The organism is Paenarthrobacter nitroguajacolicus (assembly GCF_029952445.1).
Lineage (GTDB): Bacteria > Actinomycetota > Actinomycetes > Actinomycetales > Micrococcaceae > Arthrobacter > Arthrobacter nitroguajacolicus_B.
Map to the genome: position 1 here is coordinate 32,419 of NZ_JAQPPK010000004.1, position 17,219 is coordinate 49,637.

Here is a 17,219-nt window from a genome sequence, read left to right on the forward strand (position 1 = left end):
CTGTAAGCTCGATTCATGCAGGAGACGAAGCCGCACCGGCAACGAAAAAGTGCCCGCTTTGTAGTCCCCAGCCGCAGTGACTCCCTGCTTCGAAACTTCACGGAGCTTGTGGGCGGCCCATTGGGCAAGCATTCTTCCCCTGGCGAGGTCCCGGCGCACCCGTTCACCGTTGAACGGGTGCTCATTGTCCTTACCGTGATCGCAGCTCTTCTGGCCGTGCTCGTGAAGGACTACTGCCGGGTCAACGGTTGGGACACCCCAGGCCAGTTCTATGCCACCTGCTATTCGGACTTCCCCGAGCTCTTCAAGAACCGGGGCTTGGGCGATGGCGTGTTTCCGTTCTTCACCCAGGGCAGCCTGTTTGAATACCCGGTTCTCATGGGGATCATTGCTGGCATCACTGCCCTTTTGGTTCCCGGCCGGGGTGTGGGAAGCGAGCGGATCCTTGGGTATTTCGACGTCAACGCCACGCTGATCGTGGCCGTTTGGATCGTCACGGTCCTGCTGACGGCCCGGATCAACAAGCGCCGCCCGTGGGACGCGGCGATGGTGGCCGTGGCCCCCGGAATCATCCTTGCCGGCTTCATCAACTGGGACATGTGGGCCGTGGGCTTGCTGGCCTTGGGCATGTACTTCTTCGCCCGGGACAACTTGATCCTCGCCGGTGTATGTATCGGCCTTGGTACCGCAACCAAGCTGTATCCCATTTTGATCCTGGGTGCGGTCCTGGTCCTGGCTTTGCGCAGCGGAAAGCTCCGGGTCTTTTTCGTCACCGCTGGGGCGGCACTGGCGTCCTGGCTGGCAGTGAACTTGCCTCTCGCCGCGATGAACCCCTCCGGGTGGCGGTATTTCTTCGAGTTCACCCAATCCCGTCCCGCCGGTTACAGCTCGCCGTGGTTCGCGTACAACCTGGTGGCTGATCGCCTGCAGTGGACGCAGATGAACGCCGCGACCATCAATACGCTGGCCCTCTACCTGTTCATTGCCGCCTGCGCGCTCATCGGGGTCCTGGCTTTGTGTGCGCCACAGCGTCCGCGCATTGCCCAGTTGGCCTTCCTTATCGTCGCTGCCTTCATCCTCACCAACAAGGTCTACTCCCCGCAGTTCGTCATTTGGCTCATTCCACTCCTGGCTTTGGCAAGACCCCGCTGGCGGGACTTCCTCATCTGGCAAGCAGCCGAAGGCCTGCACTGGGCGGCCGTTTGGATGTACTTGGGACAAGCCACCAGTGGCGGGTCCGTCCAGCACAACCTTGATATGTCCTACTACGTCCTTGCCGTGGGCCTCCACATGGTGGTCACCGCGTACTTAATGGCCCGCGTTGCCATGGATATCTGGAGCCCTGCCCACGATCCCCTGCGGCTCGCCGGCCAGGATGATCCCCATGGCGGACCTTTCGACGGCGCGCGGGACTGGTTGCGTATCGACATCTTCCGCCCATCGCGCTCTGAGCTCCCTTGGCGTCCGCAACACGCCACGGCGACCGGCGAAGGCAAAGCAGCCCAGCGATCGGAGGTAAGCAGCGATGGTTGATGTCGCCGTCGTCGGTGCCGGACCGAATGGGCTTGCAGCTGCAGTGGTCATGGCCCGTGCGGGCCTGGACGTGAAAGTGTACGAGGCCGCTGAGGACATCGGCGGGGGTTCGCGCACCACCGAGCTGATCGAGCCCGGCTACCTCTACGACGTATGCTCCGCAGTGCATCCGATGGCCCTGGCCTCACCGTTCTTCCGCGCGTTCGAGCTCTCCCGACGTGTTGAACTTCGTATCCCCGAAGTTCAACACGGGACCCCCTTGGACGTTGGTGGCGCCGCGTTGGCCTATCAGTCCTTGGAGCGGACTGTTGCGGAGCTTGGCGTGGATGGTCCCGCCTATGGCCGGCTCTTGGGACCCTTGCTGGCACGGGTTGACGGTGTTGTGGAATTCACCTCCAACCAACTATTACGCCTGCCGAAGGATCCCTTGGCCGCCCTGCTGTTCGGCCTGGCCACCTTGGACCAGGGCACGCCTGCGTGGAACCGGCGCTTCGAGGAGGAGGCAGCTCCAGCACTTCTGACGGGTGTCATGTCCCATGCCCTCGGATCGCAGCCGGCGCTCAGTTCCACCGGAGCGGGGCTACTGCTCAGCGTCCTGGCCCATGCCGGCGGTTGGGCAGTGCCTGTTGGCGGATCAATGTCCATTGCGAGGGCGATGGCGGATGACCTGACCTCCCACGGCGGGACCATCCAGGTGGGTGAGCGCGTGGATTCGCTGGACCAGGTCCGCCCCGCAAAAGCCATTTTGCTGGATGTTGCCCCGCCTACGCTGGTTCGTTTGGGCGGATCCGAGCTCCCGGACCGCTACCGGCGTTCGCTTGAAGCATTCCGGTTCGGGAATGCTGCCTGCAAGGTGGATTTCATCCTCTCCGGTCCCGTCCCCTGGCGCGACCCGGGCCTGGCGAAAGCCGGAACAGTGCACGTGGGCGGTTCGCGGAAAGCCATGGCTGAATCGGAAAACCTGGTGGACATGGGCAGGCACCCCGAGGAACCCTATGTCCTGGTGTCCCAACCGTCCCTGGTGGATTCAACCCGGGCCCCTGCCGGGCGCCACGTGCTTTGGACCTACTGCCACGTTCCGGCCAACTCCACGGTGGACATGGCCGAGGCCGTCACTGCCCGCATAGAGCGATACGCCCCAGGGTTCCGTGACGTTGTGGTGGCATCCAAAACCACGACGGCGGCGGAATTGTCCGCGTACAACGAAAACTACGTGGGTGGGGACTTCAGCGCAGGAATGCTCGACTTGCGCGGCTTGGTGCAAAGGCCGGTGGTGTCGAATGTGCCGTGGAGGACACCCATTGCCGGCGTGTACCTGTGCTCATCATCAACTCCGCCCGGGCCCGGGGTTACAGGAATGCCCGGATACCATGCGGCGAAACATGCCCTCAAGGACATATTCAACGCGCAGGTACCCGGGCTGGGCCTGGGGCTTTAGCCGGTGCTGGCCTTAACCGCTGCCCTAAAACCGACCGGGGTCAGTTGGCTGCCGTGAAACGGGCGCGGCGGTGGGCAGGGCTTTCGATCTCATCCAGCATGGCAACGGCGTAGTCCTGCGTGGAGATGGTGCTGCCGGCAGGTGAGTCCTTGGCAACCGTGTATTCGCCCGTACGTTCTCCGGGCTGGATAACGGGTGCGGGTGCCAGGACGGTCCAGTCGAGGGACTCGGGGGTCTGCTTCACGGCTTCCAGGGCCTTGGCTGCAGTGGTGGCTTCAGCCTTGTAGGCCTCAGGGAAGTCCGGTGAGTCGAGGAGGCGGACGCCGTCGATTTCCAGTGTGCCCGCGCCGCCCACGATCATCAGTCGGGTTCCTTCGGCGTTGCTGAAGGCCGTGGACATGGCGTTGAGCCATTCTGCATGGTCACCGCCGGTGCGGCTGGGACCCGTCGCCAGCACTACGACGTCGTGATCCTTTGCAATGGACGCGAACGTCTGGGCGTCGGCCTGGTCAGCAGCCTGGGCTGCGGCACCGGGAACCTCTGCACCCTTGCGGGAAATGGCGGTGACCTCGTGGCCACGGGTGATGGATTCGTTGACGATCTGGCTGCCGACCATGCCCGTTGCGCCGTAGACTGCGATTTTCATTGCTCTCCTTGGGGTTGGTATCCTTGCAATAAGACAACGGTATCCATTGGATACTGATAGCTTCAAAGGAACTCAGTTACCTCATGGATACTAAAGACCTCCCCGCGAACATCCTGGATCCCAATTGCCCGTCGCGCGTGATCTTCCAGCGCATCGGCGACAAGTGGGCCTCTCTGGTGATCCAGGTCCTCGGCGACGGGCCGGTGCGCTTTTCCGAGCTGCGCAAGATGGTGAACGTCGTGACACCCAAGGTGCTGACGCAGACGCTGCGGACTTTGGAGCGCGACGGCCTCATCACCAGGACTGTGTACGCCCAAGTGCCGCCGCGCGTGGATTACCAGCTGACCCCCATGGGCGAGTCCCTGCTGCAGCCGTTGTCCATGCTGCGCGAATGGGCCGAGAGCCACGTGCCCACCATCATGGAAGCGCGCGACGCCTACGACGATGCGCAGGACGAAGCCCTTCTCGCCTCACCCAAGTAAGTGACAGCTCTTGTTCCAATGAGGCACCGTAGCGACGTTTGCTGTTACTTAGTTGGGCAGGATCGACGGAACTGATGCGCGGCTGATCCGTCCGTCGCGCATGGTCGCGACTGCGTCGGTGAGGGGCAGGAACTCGGTGTCGTGGGTAACCATCACGGTTGCCGTCCGGAAATCGTCGGTGACCTTGCGAAGGAGCCGGACGATCGATTCGCTCCGTTCGTGATCAAGCGCGGCGGTGGGTTCATCCACCAGCAGGACCGTGGGACTCCCCATGAGGGCCCGGGCAATGTTCACGCGCTGACGCTGCCCGCCCGAGAGCTGGTGCGGCCTCTTGTGCATGGTCGCGGACAGGCCCACCACGTCAAGCAGTTCCACCGCCTTGCGCCGCGCATCCTTCAAGGGCTTGCCGCGCAGATGCTCACGGATCAGCAACTGCTCGACGGCGGTCAGGGCCGGCAGCAGGTTGGGTTGCTGGAAGATGATGCCCACTTTGTCCCTGCGCAGGGCGGTCCGCTCAGCCTCTTTGAGACCCGAAACGTCTTGGCCGTCAATCACCACCAAGCCGGCGGTGGGCTTGATCAGGGTCGCGGCGACGGCCAGGAGGGAAGACTTGCCGGAGCCTGAGGGGCCAACCAGGGAGAGGAATTCCCCCCGGCCTACCACCAGGTCAACGGAGTCCAAAGCCTTGAGCGTGGATCCACCATCGGGGTACTCAAGGGAGACATTGACGAGGCTCAGTGCGTTGTTCATGATGTATACCTTTCGAAGAATGTTTTAGTTGCCGCCGAGTGCAAGCAGCGGATCCACGGTGGTGACCTTGCGGACAGCCAGAACCGCGCCGCCGAGGCCCAGAAGGACGATCCCGGCTACGGGCAGCAGCGTGGTGAGCGGGGTGACCAGGAATGGCGCGGCTTGGGCGGCCAGCACTCCCCCTGCCAGGCCCACGGTTCCGCCTACCGCTGCACCTGCCAGCAACACGAGGGCCGCCTGCGCCAACGCGTCCCTCAGCACGTAACCGGAGGAAGCGCCCAGGGCTTTGAGCACGGCGATGTCGCGGGTACGCTGCACGGTCCACACCGTCAGGAAGGCCACGATCACCAGCGCGGAGATGCCATAGAGGAAGGCCTGCATGAGGAGGAGTGATCCGTTCTCGCTCTTGTAGGAGGCCAGCGCCTGGAAGGATCCGATGGGATCCGTGCTGACTGTGCCCGCCGCAGCGTTGGCGGCGTCGACGTTGACTGAAGCACCGCCGTCGTAAGTAATGGCCAGGACGGTGGCCGTGCCGGGGGCGGCGTGGGCGATGGACCGCCAGGTGTCCAACGTGGTCCACACGACGCCAGTGTGCGAGTACCACTGGTCCTCCACAACGTCAGCAACGGTGAGATCGGTGCCGCCCAGGCGGAGCCGGCTGCCTTTTGCCAGGTTGAGCTCCTTGGCCAGCGTTTCGCCTACGACGACGGTCCCGTCCTCCACAGTCGACGGAGCGTCCGCGCCGCCGAAGACTGCGACGTTCGCCGTGCCGCTCGGGATACCGCCGTCGGCCAGGGATTGAACGCGGGATTGGCTGATCCCCAAGGCCTGCGCCGAGCTGACGCCCTGCTGTTCACGCCAGGTCTGGAGCTGGGACGCGGTGACTTCCGATTCCGTATAGGAAGCCTTCGGTTCGCCGCCCGCAGGCGCTCCGAAGACAATCTGCTGCGCAGGCAGGACAGCTATGGCCGACGTGGACTGGTTGCCCAATCCCGCCGTCAGCCCGGAAAGCATGACGAGCAGCAACGTGATGAGCGCGACCACGCTGCCCATGAGGGCGAATCGGCCTTTGGCGAAACGGATGTCGCGGATGGCGAGAAACATCGGATTCCTTCTGTTGGATGCGGGCTTGGTCCCGGTGCTTTCAACTCTTCCGGCGATGGGCCTCCCGGGCATCGGGAGCCGGATGGATTGGCGCGCGCCGGGAGGTTGAAGCGGGGGTCATCCAAATGGTTGATTCAGGCCTCGCAGCAGGGAAAACGGGCTGGCCGGGCGGTGGCCGGGGATACGCTGGAAGGCATGCAGTCCCCCACCGGCGCCACCACGATCCTCCGCGTCCTGCGCGTGTGCCTGCACGTTGGTTTTGCCGTGCTGCTGCTGGTGGCGATCGTCCGGTTGGTGGCCGGCGTTGGCGCCGCCGGGGCTCCTTCTCCGGTGGCCGTGATCGCCGGCTTGGGGCTCTCAGCCCTGCTGGCTCTGGTGTACCTCGCTGGAACCATCCTCGAGAAGCGGCATGCGGGCGACCCCTCCAGGTTCAACCCGACGCCATATGCGCTCTGGTGGTTGGCCGCCGTCATGCTTCTCTGGCTGCTCCTGCTGCTGGTCAGCGCAGACTTCGCCTGGGTGGCCTTCCCACTCTTCTTCCTGCAGCTTCACCTGCTCCCGCGCCGCCTGGCGTTGCCCGCCATTGCGCTGAGCACCGTCCTGCTGGTGGGTGCTTTGTGGTTCCACAGCAGGGGTTCGGCCGACGGCGGCTTGCAGCTCGCCATGGTGCTCGGACCGGTGTTGGGGGCAGCCTTCGCCGTTGTCACCGGCCTTGCGTACCGGGCATTGTTCCTGGAGGCGGAGAACCAGCGTCTTGTCGCCGAGGAACTGCGCCGGACCCGCGACGAGCTCGCCCAAACGCAGCACGACGCCGGGATGCTGGCCGAGCGCGAACGCCTGGCCCGTGAAATCCACGACACCCTGGCGCAGGGTTTCTCCAGTATCGTCCTGATGGGCAGATCCGCCGAGAAAGCGTTGGAGGGTGGCGACACGGAATCAGCAAAGGACCGGCTCAGGATTGTCCAGGACACGGCCTCGGTCAATCTGGCGGAGGCCCGCAGTTTCGTTCGGGGGTTGCGGCCGCCGGATCTTGAGCACTCAGGCCTCGTGGATACGCTCCGCCGGCTCTGCGAAAAGACCGAAACAGAGGCAGCTGCCCGTGGGACCGCGTTGCGTTGCCGCTTTGAACTGGTGGGCACCCCGGTTGAGCTGCCAAATACCTACCAGACCACCCTGCTTCGGGCCGCCCAGGCTTCCCTCGCGAACGTCTGGGCACATGCGAAGGCGCGTGCCGCCGTCGTGACCCTGTCCTTCCTCGGTTCCGAGGTGACACTGGACATTTTCGACGACGGCGTGGGCTTTGAGCCGACGACGGCGATCGGCGCCGCGCGTGGTGACGGCACCGGCGTCGGGCTTCTGGGCCTGCGCGAAAGACTGGCCGCGCTCGAAGGCAGGCTGGACCTGGAATCAGCGCCGGGCGAGGGCACGGTAGTGGCCATCCGCGTGCCGTTGCCCAACGGGGAAGGAACGCAATGAGCAGCATCCGGGTTTTGCTGGTGGATGACCATCCCGTGGTCAGGGCCGGACTCCGCGCCATGCTCGGCGACTTTCCGGGTGTGAACGTTGTGGCCGAGGCTGCTGATGGTGACGCCGCGCTTGCGGAACTGGGCAAGCTCCACACCCTCGGGGAACCCGTGGACCTGGTGCTCATGGACCTGCAGATGGGTAGTGGGATGGATGGCGTGACGGCCACGCAAAAGATCAGGGCCGGAGAGGCTGGAACTCCCCCGCCGCCGGTTCTGATTCTGACCACTTACGACACCGACGCCGATATACTCGCCGCCGTTGAGGCCGGTGCCAGCGGCTACATGCTCAAGGATGCGCCCCCGGAGCAGATCCGGCAGGCCGTGTTGTCGGCCGCCGCGGGGCAGACTGCGTTGGCACCGGAGGTTGCGGCCCGTTTGATGGGCCAGATCAGGAATCCCTCACAGGTTTTGAGTGGCAGGGAGGTCCAGTTGCTCGAGTTGCTCGCCACCGGGATGAGCAACAGGGCAATCGCCAAGCAGCTCTTTATTTCCGAGGCCACCGTCAAGACGCATCTGGTGCACATCTACTCGAAGCTCGGGGTGGACAACCGTACCGCGGCTATCGCAACCGCCACGCAACGCCGGATCATCCGCGGCCACTGACGCACCCATATTTCGCTTGGGATGGCGCATCAATTTTTGTTAAACGGTTGACCTTTGGCCTGGAAGCAGTGACGATTAGTGCACGTTTCGCTATGAGTTAGATCACAAACTGTCACTCGTCGAAAGTTGGCCCCTCATGTCCGCACCCTCTACAGGGCTATCCCGTGCTGTCCCCAGCAGTCGCGGGAAAACCCAAAAAGCCAGGAAGTTAACCACGAAGGCTGCTGCCCTCGGTCTGGCTTCCCTGCTTCTTGCCGGATCCATCCCAGCCCTGACTATCGCGGCCGCCGACGCGGCTCCGGGCGACCCCGCCACCATCAAAGCCGTGACGCCGGAGGTTCCCGTGGACTCCGCCGGGGTACCCCTTGGGGCGGTGACCGGCTTCACGCAGTCCGGCAACATCGTCGACCTCTCCACCGAAAAGGGCGCTATCCGCGTTACCTTCCTCGATGATGGGAACTTCCGCCTGGAAGCGGACCCCAGCGGCAAGTTCACGGACCCGGCCAACACCGACCAGGGCGATCCGGCCAGGACCGCGAACATCGTGGTGGGCAAGGACAAATTTGCCGGGACCAAACCCGCGGTCATCGACGGCGCTTCGCTGGTCCTCCAGACCGCGAAAATCAGTGTGGAAATCAACAAGACCACTACCCAGCTCCGCGTGCTGCGGGCGGACGGATCACTGGTGTTGGAAGAGTCCGCGCCCATCACGTTCGGCGCCAACTCGGCCACGCAGCACCTCAAGCAGCAGGACGGCGAGCAATTCATTGGCGGCGGCATGCAGAATGGCCGTTCCGTCCACACCGGCGCGCTGATCAACATCGCCAAGAACTTCGACTGGGACGACGACGGCTACCCCAACGCAGTGCCGTACTACATGTCGTCCATGGGCTACGGCGTCCTTCGCGACACGTTTGCCCGGGGCTCTTACAACTTCGGCGGCGATCCAACCACTACCCACGAGGAAGAGCGCTTCGATGCGTACTACTTCGTGGGCGATTACAAGCAGGCTTTGGGCGCATACACCACGCTGACCGGCAAGCCCATGATGCCTCCGGTCTACGCATTGGAATACGGTGACGCAGACTGCTACAACCGCTCAAACCCGGGGTATTCCTCCTCCGGCTACGGCGATCCCGACGGCGCCAAGCAGCGGACCCCCGACGCTATCAAAACAGCGCGGAAGTTCGTGGAGAACGACATGCCCGCCGGTTGGATGTTGGTGAACGACGGCTACGGCTGTGAGTACCAACAGCTCCCGGAAACCGTGGGCAACATCGAGGAAGAAACCGACCTCAAGGTGGGCCTCTGGACGCAGCGCTCCCTGACCAACCAGGAATACGAAGTGGGCGAGGCCGGGGTCCGGCTCCGCAAGCTCGACGTCGCGTGGGTGGGCCAGGGCTATCGCCAAGCCCTCACCGGATGCGAGGCCGCGCACGACGGGATTGAACAGTTCTCGGAAGCCCGCGGCACCTCTCTGATGGTTGAAGGCTGGGCAGGCTCCCAGCGCTGCGGCATGCAGTGGACGGGTGACCATTCAGGAAACCTCGACGCCGTTCGCTGGCAGGTTTCGGCCCTCACCGGAGCCGGTAACTCGGGTCTGGCTTTCACCACCGGCGACGTCGACGGCATCTTCGGCGGCTCCCCGGAGTCCTACGTCCGCGACCTCCAGTGGAAGGCCTTCGCTCCGGCGCTCTACTCCATGTCCGGTTGGGCCGCGACGGACAAGCGTCCTTGGCTCTACGGCGAAGAAGCAACGGCAATCAATCGCCAATACCTCCAGCTCCGCCAGCAGCTCATGCCCTTCATCTACACGCTGGCCCAGGAATCATCCACCAGCGGCGTTTCAATGATGCGTTCCATGGCCCTGGAGTTCCCCGAGCAGCAGTGGTCCTACGGTGCCGAAGCCAACAACCAGTTCATGCTGGGCTCCGATTTCCTCGTGGCACCCGTTTTCACCCAGACCAATGTCCGCAACGGCATCTTCCTCCCTGCCGGCCAGCAATGGGTGGATTACTGGACCGGCAAGCTCTACCAGGGCGGTCAGATCCTCAACGGCTACAACGCACCCTTGGACAAGCTGCCAGTGTTCGTTCGGGCCGGAGCGGTGATCCCGCAAGGCATAGTGGCCCGCAATGCGTCCTTGGTGCCGGAAGATTCCATGATCACCTTGGACGTCTACGCCAAGGGCCAGGACACTTTCACGCTCTACGAAGACGACAAGGTCACCCGCGAGTTCAAGGACGGCAAGTCTTCAAGCCAGGTCTTCGCAGTGGACGCCCCGGGTACAGGCAACAGCAGTGTCAAGGTGTCCATCGGTGAAAGGAAGGGCGAATACACCGGCAAGGCTGCGGCCCGGCCCTATGAGCTGAAAGTCCATGCCGGCGCTGCACCCAAGGACGTCAAGATCGGCGGAACCAAACTCACCCAGCACACCACCCAGGCGGCCTACGCTTCAGCAACCACGGGCTGGTACTTCGATGAGGCCAACAACGGGACCATCTGGGTGAAGACCGGATCAATCGCCTCCAACCAGTCCGCGACAGTCCAGCTCCAGCAGGCCGGTCCGCTGGGCGGCAAGAGCCAGGAAGACACCGCTGCCGAAGTTCGCGTGACAACCGGGCAGCAAGTGTTCCAGGACCAAGAAACCACCGTTACGGCGGCTTTCGTGAACACGGGATCCAAGGCCAAGGCCAACGTGGTCCTCACTCCGGTTCTTCCTGAAGGTTGGACCGTCGTCTCGTCCTCCGGCGCAACGGCGGCCAAGGTGGAAGCCGGCGCTTCAACCACCGGAACGTTCGTCATCAAGCCCGGCTCCAGCGCGAAGGCGGGTCAACAGACGGTGCGGGTATCGGCGTCGTACAGTGCGTCCGGCTCGACCCAATCGGTGACCGGCGGCAACCAGATCTACGTCGCCTACGGTTCCCTGGCAGCGGCGTACAACACCGTCTCTGTCACCACGGTGGCCGGCAAGGCCCTCGGAAACTTCGACGGCGGTGGCGCCACCTTCGCTGCCGAGCAGCTGGCTGCCGCTACAGTTCCGGCAGGCGGTGTCCGTCCGGGCAGCGCCGTGATTGTAGATGCAGGGAAGCCGACGCAAGTCGACTACACGTGGCCGGCAGTGGGACCGGACGTCCCCAACTCCGTGGCGCTGTCTGCGCAGACAATCTCCGTAAAGGGCAAGGGAACGCATCTGGCCGTGTTGGGTTCGGCCGCTGTCGGCAACGGAACGAGCCCGGTGCTGACACTGACATATTCCGATGGAAGCATAGAGAAACAGTCCATCTTCTTCCCCAACTGGCTGCAGCCCTCAGTGCTGAACGGGGCCACGCTCGCGGTATCCGAGCAAGGCCGAAACAATGCCAACGGACCCTCTCCGGAGTACACGCAATACAAGTACCAGGCGTTTTCCAACACAGTCCGTCTGAACCCCACCAAGGAGCTTGCCTCGGTCACATTGCCCACCGACACCCGGGTGAAGTTCTTCGACTGGAAGGTGGTTTCACAGCCGCTGCCCGATGTACCGCACGGAACGGCATATGCCTCGGAAACTCCGTGGGTGCAGGCTTTGAACGGTTACGGCGTGATCGGCAAGAACGTCGCCAATAAGGACTCGGCGTCCTCCCCGGACAAGCCGCTTGCCATCAATTACACCGATCCGACCATTGGCCAGCAGCCTGTTTTCACCAAGGGGCTGGGCGTCCATGCGGCTTCCAAGATCACGTATTACGTGGGTGGAAAGTGCACCTCATTCACCTCACAAGTGGGTCTCGAAAGCGGCTTCGGCGGCAACATTATCTTCAAGGTCGATGCCGACGGGGTTAACAAGTACCAGTCGCGTACGTACACGCCGGGATTCGCTCCGGAGTCCGTGTCCGTTGACCTGACTGGCGTGGCTTACGTGGAGTTGGTTGTTGAGCCTTCCGGTTCCATCAATGGCGCACACGGCGTTTGGGGTGATGCCAAGTTCACCTGCGCTCCATAACTTGCTTGTGCTGATGGCCGCCGCCTGCCGCCTCCATCCGGGACGGCAGGCGGTGGCCATCTTCCGGGCACGACAAGAAACTGTCAGGGGAACCGGGCATAATGTGGCAAATGGGGAAAGCACGTACTTTGATCATTGGTCTGGCCACCATAGTGATGGCAGGCTCACTGACCGCATGCGATGACGGACGCTCAGGCGCGGAAGGTGCAGCCAAGCAGCTGGCATCCTCCCTGTCAGCGCTCGACGTCGGACAGCTCACCGTGGCGGGCAAGGATGCCGGCGCGGCAAATGAGGAACTAAAAGCGGTGTTCGAGGGACTCGACGCCAAGCCGGCGGTTGAATCGGGCCAGGTAAAGCTCGACGGCGATACCGCCACTTTCCCCCTTAACTACAGCTGGAACATCGGGTCGGCCAAGTGGGAGTACAGCTCCGAGGCCACCTTGAAGAAGTCCGGCGACAAATGGGCTGTGCAATGGAGCCCGACCCTGCTTGCCCCCGAACTCTCCGACGGCGAGACATTGTCCGTCAAAACCGTTCCCGCCCAGCGTGGACAGATCCTCGGCGCGGGCGATGCCCCGATCGTGGAGGACCGTCCCGTGTTCCGGGTTGGCATCGACAAGACCAAGATTCCTGCGGAACAAGCGGATGCCTCCGCGCGTGCCATGGCTGCATTGCTCGGACTGGACGTTGAAGAGTATGCCAAGCAAGTAGCAGCTTCGGGCCCGCAGGCGTTCGTGGAAGGCCTGGTTCTTCGGGCGTACACGCCCGAGATCACCGAGGCCAAGATCCAGGCCATTCCCGGTGGCTCCAGCATCCTGGACTCGATGGCCCTGGCACCAACGAGGACCTTCGCGCGGGCGCTGCTCGGGAGCGTCGGGCAGGCCAGTGCCGAGCAGATTGAGAAGTCCAACGGTGCACTGCGCGCCGGCGACACCACTGGAACTGGTGGCCTGCAGCAGAAATACGACACCCTGCTGCGCGGCAAGGACGGCGTCGAGGTTATTGCCAGCGCCAAGACTGAGGGGCAGACGCCGGGGACCAAGGTGTTCTTCTCGTCCCTCCCCGCACCCGGCATTACGCTCAAGACCACCCTGGACCTGAAACTGCAGCAGCTTGCGGAGGAAACCCTGGCCGGAGTTGGACCGGCGTCGGCCATTGTGGCGCTCAGGCCTTCAACCGGTGCTGTGCTTGCTGCCGCCTCCGGGCCCGGGAGCAACGGCTACAACACGGCAATGCTGGGCCAGTACGCCCCAGGCTCCACCTTCAAGATGGTTGATTCCCTGGCGATGTTCCGGAATGGCGCAACTCCTGATTCCAAGGTGGAGTGCCCACCGACCGTGACTGTTGACGGACGTACCTTCAAGAACGCCGAGGGATACCCCGAAAGCTCACTGGGATCTGTTGCTTTGCGGGACGCGTTTGCACACTCCTGCAACACCGCCTTCATCAATGCGCGCGATACCGTCAGCCAGGACCAACTGGAGTCCGCGGCCCAGGCCCTGGGTGTGGCAGTTGAAGCCCCCAAGCTTGGTGCAGATGCGTTCCTGGGCTCCGTCCCCGGATCTGCCGAGGGTACCGAACACGCCGCTTCCATGATTGGTCAAGGCAAGGTGCTCTTCTCGCCGCTCTCGGCCGCAGTCATGGCAGCTTCCGTCGCCAACGGTGCTCCCGTTTCCCCGCAGCTGGTGCTCAATGCTGATGCGGTCCCGGCCGGTGCCGCAACATCCAGTGCCACGCCCACCGAAAGTGGCTCCGCCACGCCGTCGCCCGATTCCGCATCAGCCAGCGCGCTCCCGGCCTCGCCGGCCTCCACCAAGCCCATCACCAAGGAAGAAGCGGCGTCGCTGGCTGACATGATGCGGGCAGTAGTAACGTCCGGCCACGCCGGTTTCCTTGCCTCGGTGCCGGGTGCTCCCGTTGGTGCGAAGACGGGAACGGCAGAATTCGGCAATGAAAACCCGCCAAAGACGCACGCATGGATTGTTGCCACCCACGGGGACCTTGCGGTCGCGGTGTTCGTGGAAGACGGCGGCTTGGGTGCCACCACCAGTGGACCGCTCCTGAAATCGTTCCTTACCGCGGCGGGCTGATCCGGAGGAGAACCATGGAAAGCAGTACCCAGTGTGTGGTGGCCGGCGGGGGTCCGGCCGGAATAATGCTGGGGCTGCTCCTTGCCCGGGCCGGCGTGCAGGTCACTGTTCTGGAGAAGCACGCGGACTTCCTCCGGGATTTCAGGGGCGATACCGTCCATGCATCCACCATCCGGTTGCTGGACGAGTTGGGTCTCGGGGAGGGCTTCCGGGCACTTCCGCAAAGCAAGCTCGAGAATTTTCGTCTGCCTGTTGCTGGCGGAGATTCAGTGGTGCTTGCCGATTTCGGACTCCTGAAAGAGCCATATAACTATGTGGCAATGGTTCCTCAGTGGGACCTGCTGAATTTCCTGGTGGCTGCTGCCGAGCAGGAACCCACGTTTACCCTGCGGATGAATACCGAGGTCACGGACCTGCTGCGGGACCCAGCGGGGGTGGTGACCGGCGTCCGGTACAGCACCCGGGATCCGCTGACGGGTGCCACGGTGGGCGGCGGCGAACTGCGGGCGTCGTTGACGGTAGCGTGCGATGGTCGTGGGTCCGTGCTGCGGCGGCAGGCCGGAATGGTTCCGCACGAATACCCGGTACCTTTCGACACGTGGTGGTTCCGGCTCCCCCGCACTCCCGATGAGGACGAGCCCGTGGCATCCATCGCGCCACGCTTCGGCAGATCCGACGTTCTGTTGAGCCTGACCCGCAAGGATTATCACCAGATCGCCTATCTTGCCGCGAAAGGCTTGGACGCCCAGCTCCGGGCCGAAGGCGTGGAGGCCTTCCGGGCAAGGGTTGCGCGGCTTAGGCCGGACCTGGCCGACCGGGTGGGCCACATCAGGTCCATGGACGAGCTCCATCTGCTGGACGTCAAGCTCAACCGGCTGGCCCGTTGGCATCAACCGGGGCTCCTCTTGATTGGCGACGCAGCCCATGCCATGTCGCCGGCGGGAGGCGTAGGAATCAACCTCGCGGTGCAGGACGCGGTTGCGGCCGCGCGCATCATTGCGGCCCCTCTGCTGAGTGAAACGCTCGACGACGGCCACCTCGCCGCAGTCCAGAAGCGGCGGTGGCTTCCTACGGTGGTGGTTCAAACGTTCCAGCGGCTGTTGCATCGCGTGGTCTTTGCCAAGGTCATGGCAGGCAAGCAGCCCAAACCGCCCAAGCTCCTGGTCCTGATGGCTCGTCGCTTGCCCGGATTTTCCAGGCTCCCCGCCCGAATGATCGCCTTCGGGCCGCGACCCGAGCACGCCCCGGACTTTGCCCGGCGACAGCCCTAGCGGCGCGTCGTCCCCCAAGGCGATTGCCGCCGTCGGGCGTGAATAGCCCGGCATGGGAGGATTGAAACGTGGCCCATATTGACGTTTCCGGCATCGACTACTTCCTCTCCGACGGCACCCAGCTGCTCAACGGCGTGACCTTCAAGGTCCCCGATGGCACAAAAACAGCCCTGATCGGACCCAACGGAACCGGCAAGACCACGCTGTTCAAGATCATCTCCGGGGACCTCACGCCCGACGAAGGCGCCGTGGGCCGCTCCGGAAACATGGGCATCATGCGGCAGTTCGTGGGACAGGTCCGCGACGAGTCCACCGTCCGCGACCTCCTCGTCTCCACTGCACAGGCCGGGCTCGCAGCAGCGGCCAAAGCGGTGGAAGAAGCCGAGCTGGCCATGATGGAGCACGACGACGAGCCCACGCAGATGAAGTATGCCCAAGCGATCGTGGACTGGGGCGACGCCGGTGGATACGACGTCGAGACCGTGTGGGACGAAGTGTGCATGGCTGCACTGGGGATTTCCTTCGACAAAGCCCAGTTCCGGCGTGCTTCCACTCTGTCCGGTGGCGAGCAGAAGCGCCTTGTGCTCGAGGCGCTCTTTGCCGGACCGGATGAGCTGCTGCTCCTGGACGAGCCGGACAACTACCTTGATGTGCCCGGCAAGCGTTGGCTCGAGGGCAAGCTCAACGAGTCCAAGAAAACAGTGCTCTTCATCAGCCACGACCGGGAGCTCCTGAATAACGCGGCCGGCCGCATCGTGACATTGGAACCGGGAATCAACGGTGCCGGTGCCTGGATCCACGGTGGCGGCTTTGGATCCTACGTCGAGGCCCGGGCAGACCGAAACGCCCGCTTCGAAGAACTCCGCAAGCGCTGGGACGAGGAGCACATCAAGCTCAAAGAACTCGTCAATATGTACAAGAACAAGGCCGCCTTCCGCTCCGACATGGCCAACCGGTACCAGGCAGCGCAGACCCGCCTGGCCAAGTTCCTCGAGGCAGGACCGCCCGAGGCCTTGCCCATCGAGCAGAACGTGAAGATGCGGCTCAAGGGCGGCCGGACTGCCAAGCGCGCCGTCGTGGCTGAGAAGCTGGAACTGACGGGACTCATGAAGCCGTTTTCCACGGAGATCTGGTTCGGTGACCGTGTTGGCGTGCTGGGTTCCAACGGCTCGGGCAAGAGCCACTTCCTGCGCCTGCTCGCCACCGGTGGCACCGACCCGGAGCGCGAGCACCTGCCCGTGTCCGACGTCGTCATCGCGGAAGTGCCGCACGAAGGAACTGTGAAACTGGGCGCACGCATCCGGCCCGGGTTCTTCGCGCAGACGCATGTCCGTCCAGATCTGCTTGGCCGTACCCTGTTGGAGATCCTGCACCGGGGCGACGAACACCGCTCGGGCCTCCCCCGCGAATCCGCCGCTGGAGCCTTGGATTCCTATGGCCTGGCCGGTCAGTCGGAGCAGAAATACGAGTCCCTCTCCGGCGGCCAGCAGGCGCGTTTCCAGATCCTGCTGCTCCAGCTTTCCGGTGCCACGCTCCTTTTGTTGGATGAGCCCACCGACAACCTGGACCTGCACTCGGGCGAGGCTCTGGAGCGGGCCATCGACGCGTTTGAAGGCACGGTCCTGGCGGTCACACACGACCGGTGGTTCGCCAAGTCCTTCGACCGCTTCCTGATTTTCGGGTCCGATGGCAAGGTCTACGAGTCGGAAGAGCCCGTGTGGGACGAGAAGCGGGTGGAGCGCGCCCGCTAACCGTCTCTCACCAAACTCCCCTTTCAAGGGAACGCTCTCG

At 63.7% G+C, this 17,219-nt stretch carries 12 protein-coding genes; 9 read left to right on the forward strand and 3 right to left on the reverse strand.

Features of this window, described 5'->3' with window-relative positions; genetic code table 11:
* The first annotated feature begins 15 nt into the window (after positions 1–15).
* Complete coding sequence (locus PJL15_RS03710; protein WP_281449867.1) at positions 16–1,533, forward strand: glycosyltransferase family 87 protein; 1,518 nt, start codon at positions 16–18, stop codon at positions 1,531–1,533.
* Entirely contained in the window at positions 1,526–2,971 is a 1,446-nt protein-coding gene (locus tag PJL15_RS03715; protein ID WP_281449868.1) for a phytoene desaturase family protein, read from the forward strand. The genes PJL15_RS03710 and PJL15_RS03715 overlap by 8 nt, the downstream gene beginning before the upstream one ends.
* 40 nt (positions 2,972–3,011) lie before the next feature.
* Here PJL15_RS03715 and PJL15_RS03720 read toward each other — a convergent pair whose 3' ends face one another.
* A complete protein-coding gene (locus tag PJL15_RS03720) occupies positions 3,012–3,617 on the reverse strand; it encodes an NAD(P)-dependent oxidoreductase (protein ID WP_281449869.1) in 606 nt (201 codons plus the stop codon).
* An 83-nt stretch (positions 3,618–3,700) separates the two neighbouring features.
* Between PJL15_RS03720 and PJL15_RS03725 the strand changes: the two genes are divergently transcribed.
* The gene (locus tag PJL15_RS03725; RefSeq protein WP_281449870.1) at positions 3,701–4,099 is read left to right on the forward strand and encodes a winged helix-turn-helix transcriptional regulator; all 399 of its coding nucleotides are present in this window, start codon (positions 3,701–3,703) and stop codon (positions 4,097–4,099) included.
* Positions 4,100–4,147: 48 nt separating this feature from the next.
* Here PJL15_RS03725 and PJL15_RS03730 read toward each other — a convergent pair whose 3' ends face one another.
* Both PJL15_RS03730 and PJL15_RS03735 read right to left on the reverse strand, forming a co-directional pair.
* Positions 4,148–4,849, reverse strand: a complete 702-nt coding sequence (locus tag PJL15_RS03730) for an ABC transporter ATP-binding protein (RefSeq protein WP_281449871.1) — start codon at positions 4,847–4,849, stop codon at positions 4,148–4,150.
* 24 nt (positions 4,850–4,873) lie between these two features.
* Positions 4,874–5,953 carry an ABC transporter permease gene (locus PJL15_RS03735; RefSeq protein ID WP_281449872.1) on the reverse strand — a complete coding sequence of 360 codons (1,080 nt, stop codon included), beginning with the start codon at positions 5,951–5,953 and terminating at the stop codon, positions 4,874–4,876.
* Between the two features lie 195 nt (positions 5,954–6,148).
* Between PJL15_RS03735 and PJL15_RS03740 the strand changes: the two genes are divergently transcribed.
* The 6 genes from PJL15_RS03740 (at position 6,149) to PJL15_RS03765 (ending at position 17,179) form a co-directional block, all read left to right on the forward strand.
* Complete coding sequence (locus PJL15_RS03740) at positions 6,149–7,429, forward strand: sensor histidine kinase (protein ID WP_281449873.1); 1,281 nt, start codon at positions 6,149–6,151, stop codon at positions 7,427–7,429.
* The gene (locus tag PJL15_RS03745; RefSeq protein WP_281449874.1) at positions 7,426–8,082 is read left to right on the forward strand and encodes a response regulator; all 657 of its coding nucleotides are present in this window, start codon (positions 7,426–7,428) and stop codon (positions 8,080–8,082) included. Before PJL15_RS03740 ends, PJL15_RS03745 begins: the two co-directional genes overlap by 4 nt.
* Positions 8,083–8,218: 136 nt before the next feature.
* Positions 8,219–12,067, forward strand: coding sequence for an NPCBM/NEW2 domain-containing protein (locus tag PJL15_RS03750; RefSeq protein WP_281449875.1), 3,849 nt, complete (start codon positions 8,219–8,221; stop codon positions 12,065–12,067).
* 110 nt (positions 12,068–12,177) lie between these two features.
* Positions 12,178–14,157 carry a penicillin-binding transpeptidase domain-containing protein gene (locus tag PJL15_RS03755; RefSeq protein ID WP_281449876.1) on the forward strand — a complete coding sequence of 660 codons (1,980 nt, stop codon included), beginning with the start codon at positions 12,178–12,180 and terminating at the stop codon, positions 14,155–14,157.
* A gap of 14 nt (positions 14,158–14,171) precedes the next feature.
* A complete protein-coding gene (locus PJL15_RS03760; RefSeq protein ID WP_281449877.1) occupies positions 14,172–15,428 on the forward strand; it encodes an FAD-dependent oxidoreductase in 1,257 nt (418 codons plus the stop codon).
* 68 nt (positions 15,429–15,496) lie between these two features.
* Positions 15,497–17,179 carry an ABC-F family ATP-binding cassette domain-containing protein gene (locus tag PJL15_RS03765; RefSeq protein WP_281449878.1) on the forward strand — a complete coding sequence of 561 codons (1,683 nt, stop codon included), beginning with the start codon at positions 15,497–15,499 and terminating at the stop codon, positions 17,177–17,179.
* Positions 17,180–17,219: the final 40 nt, after the last annotated feature.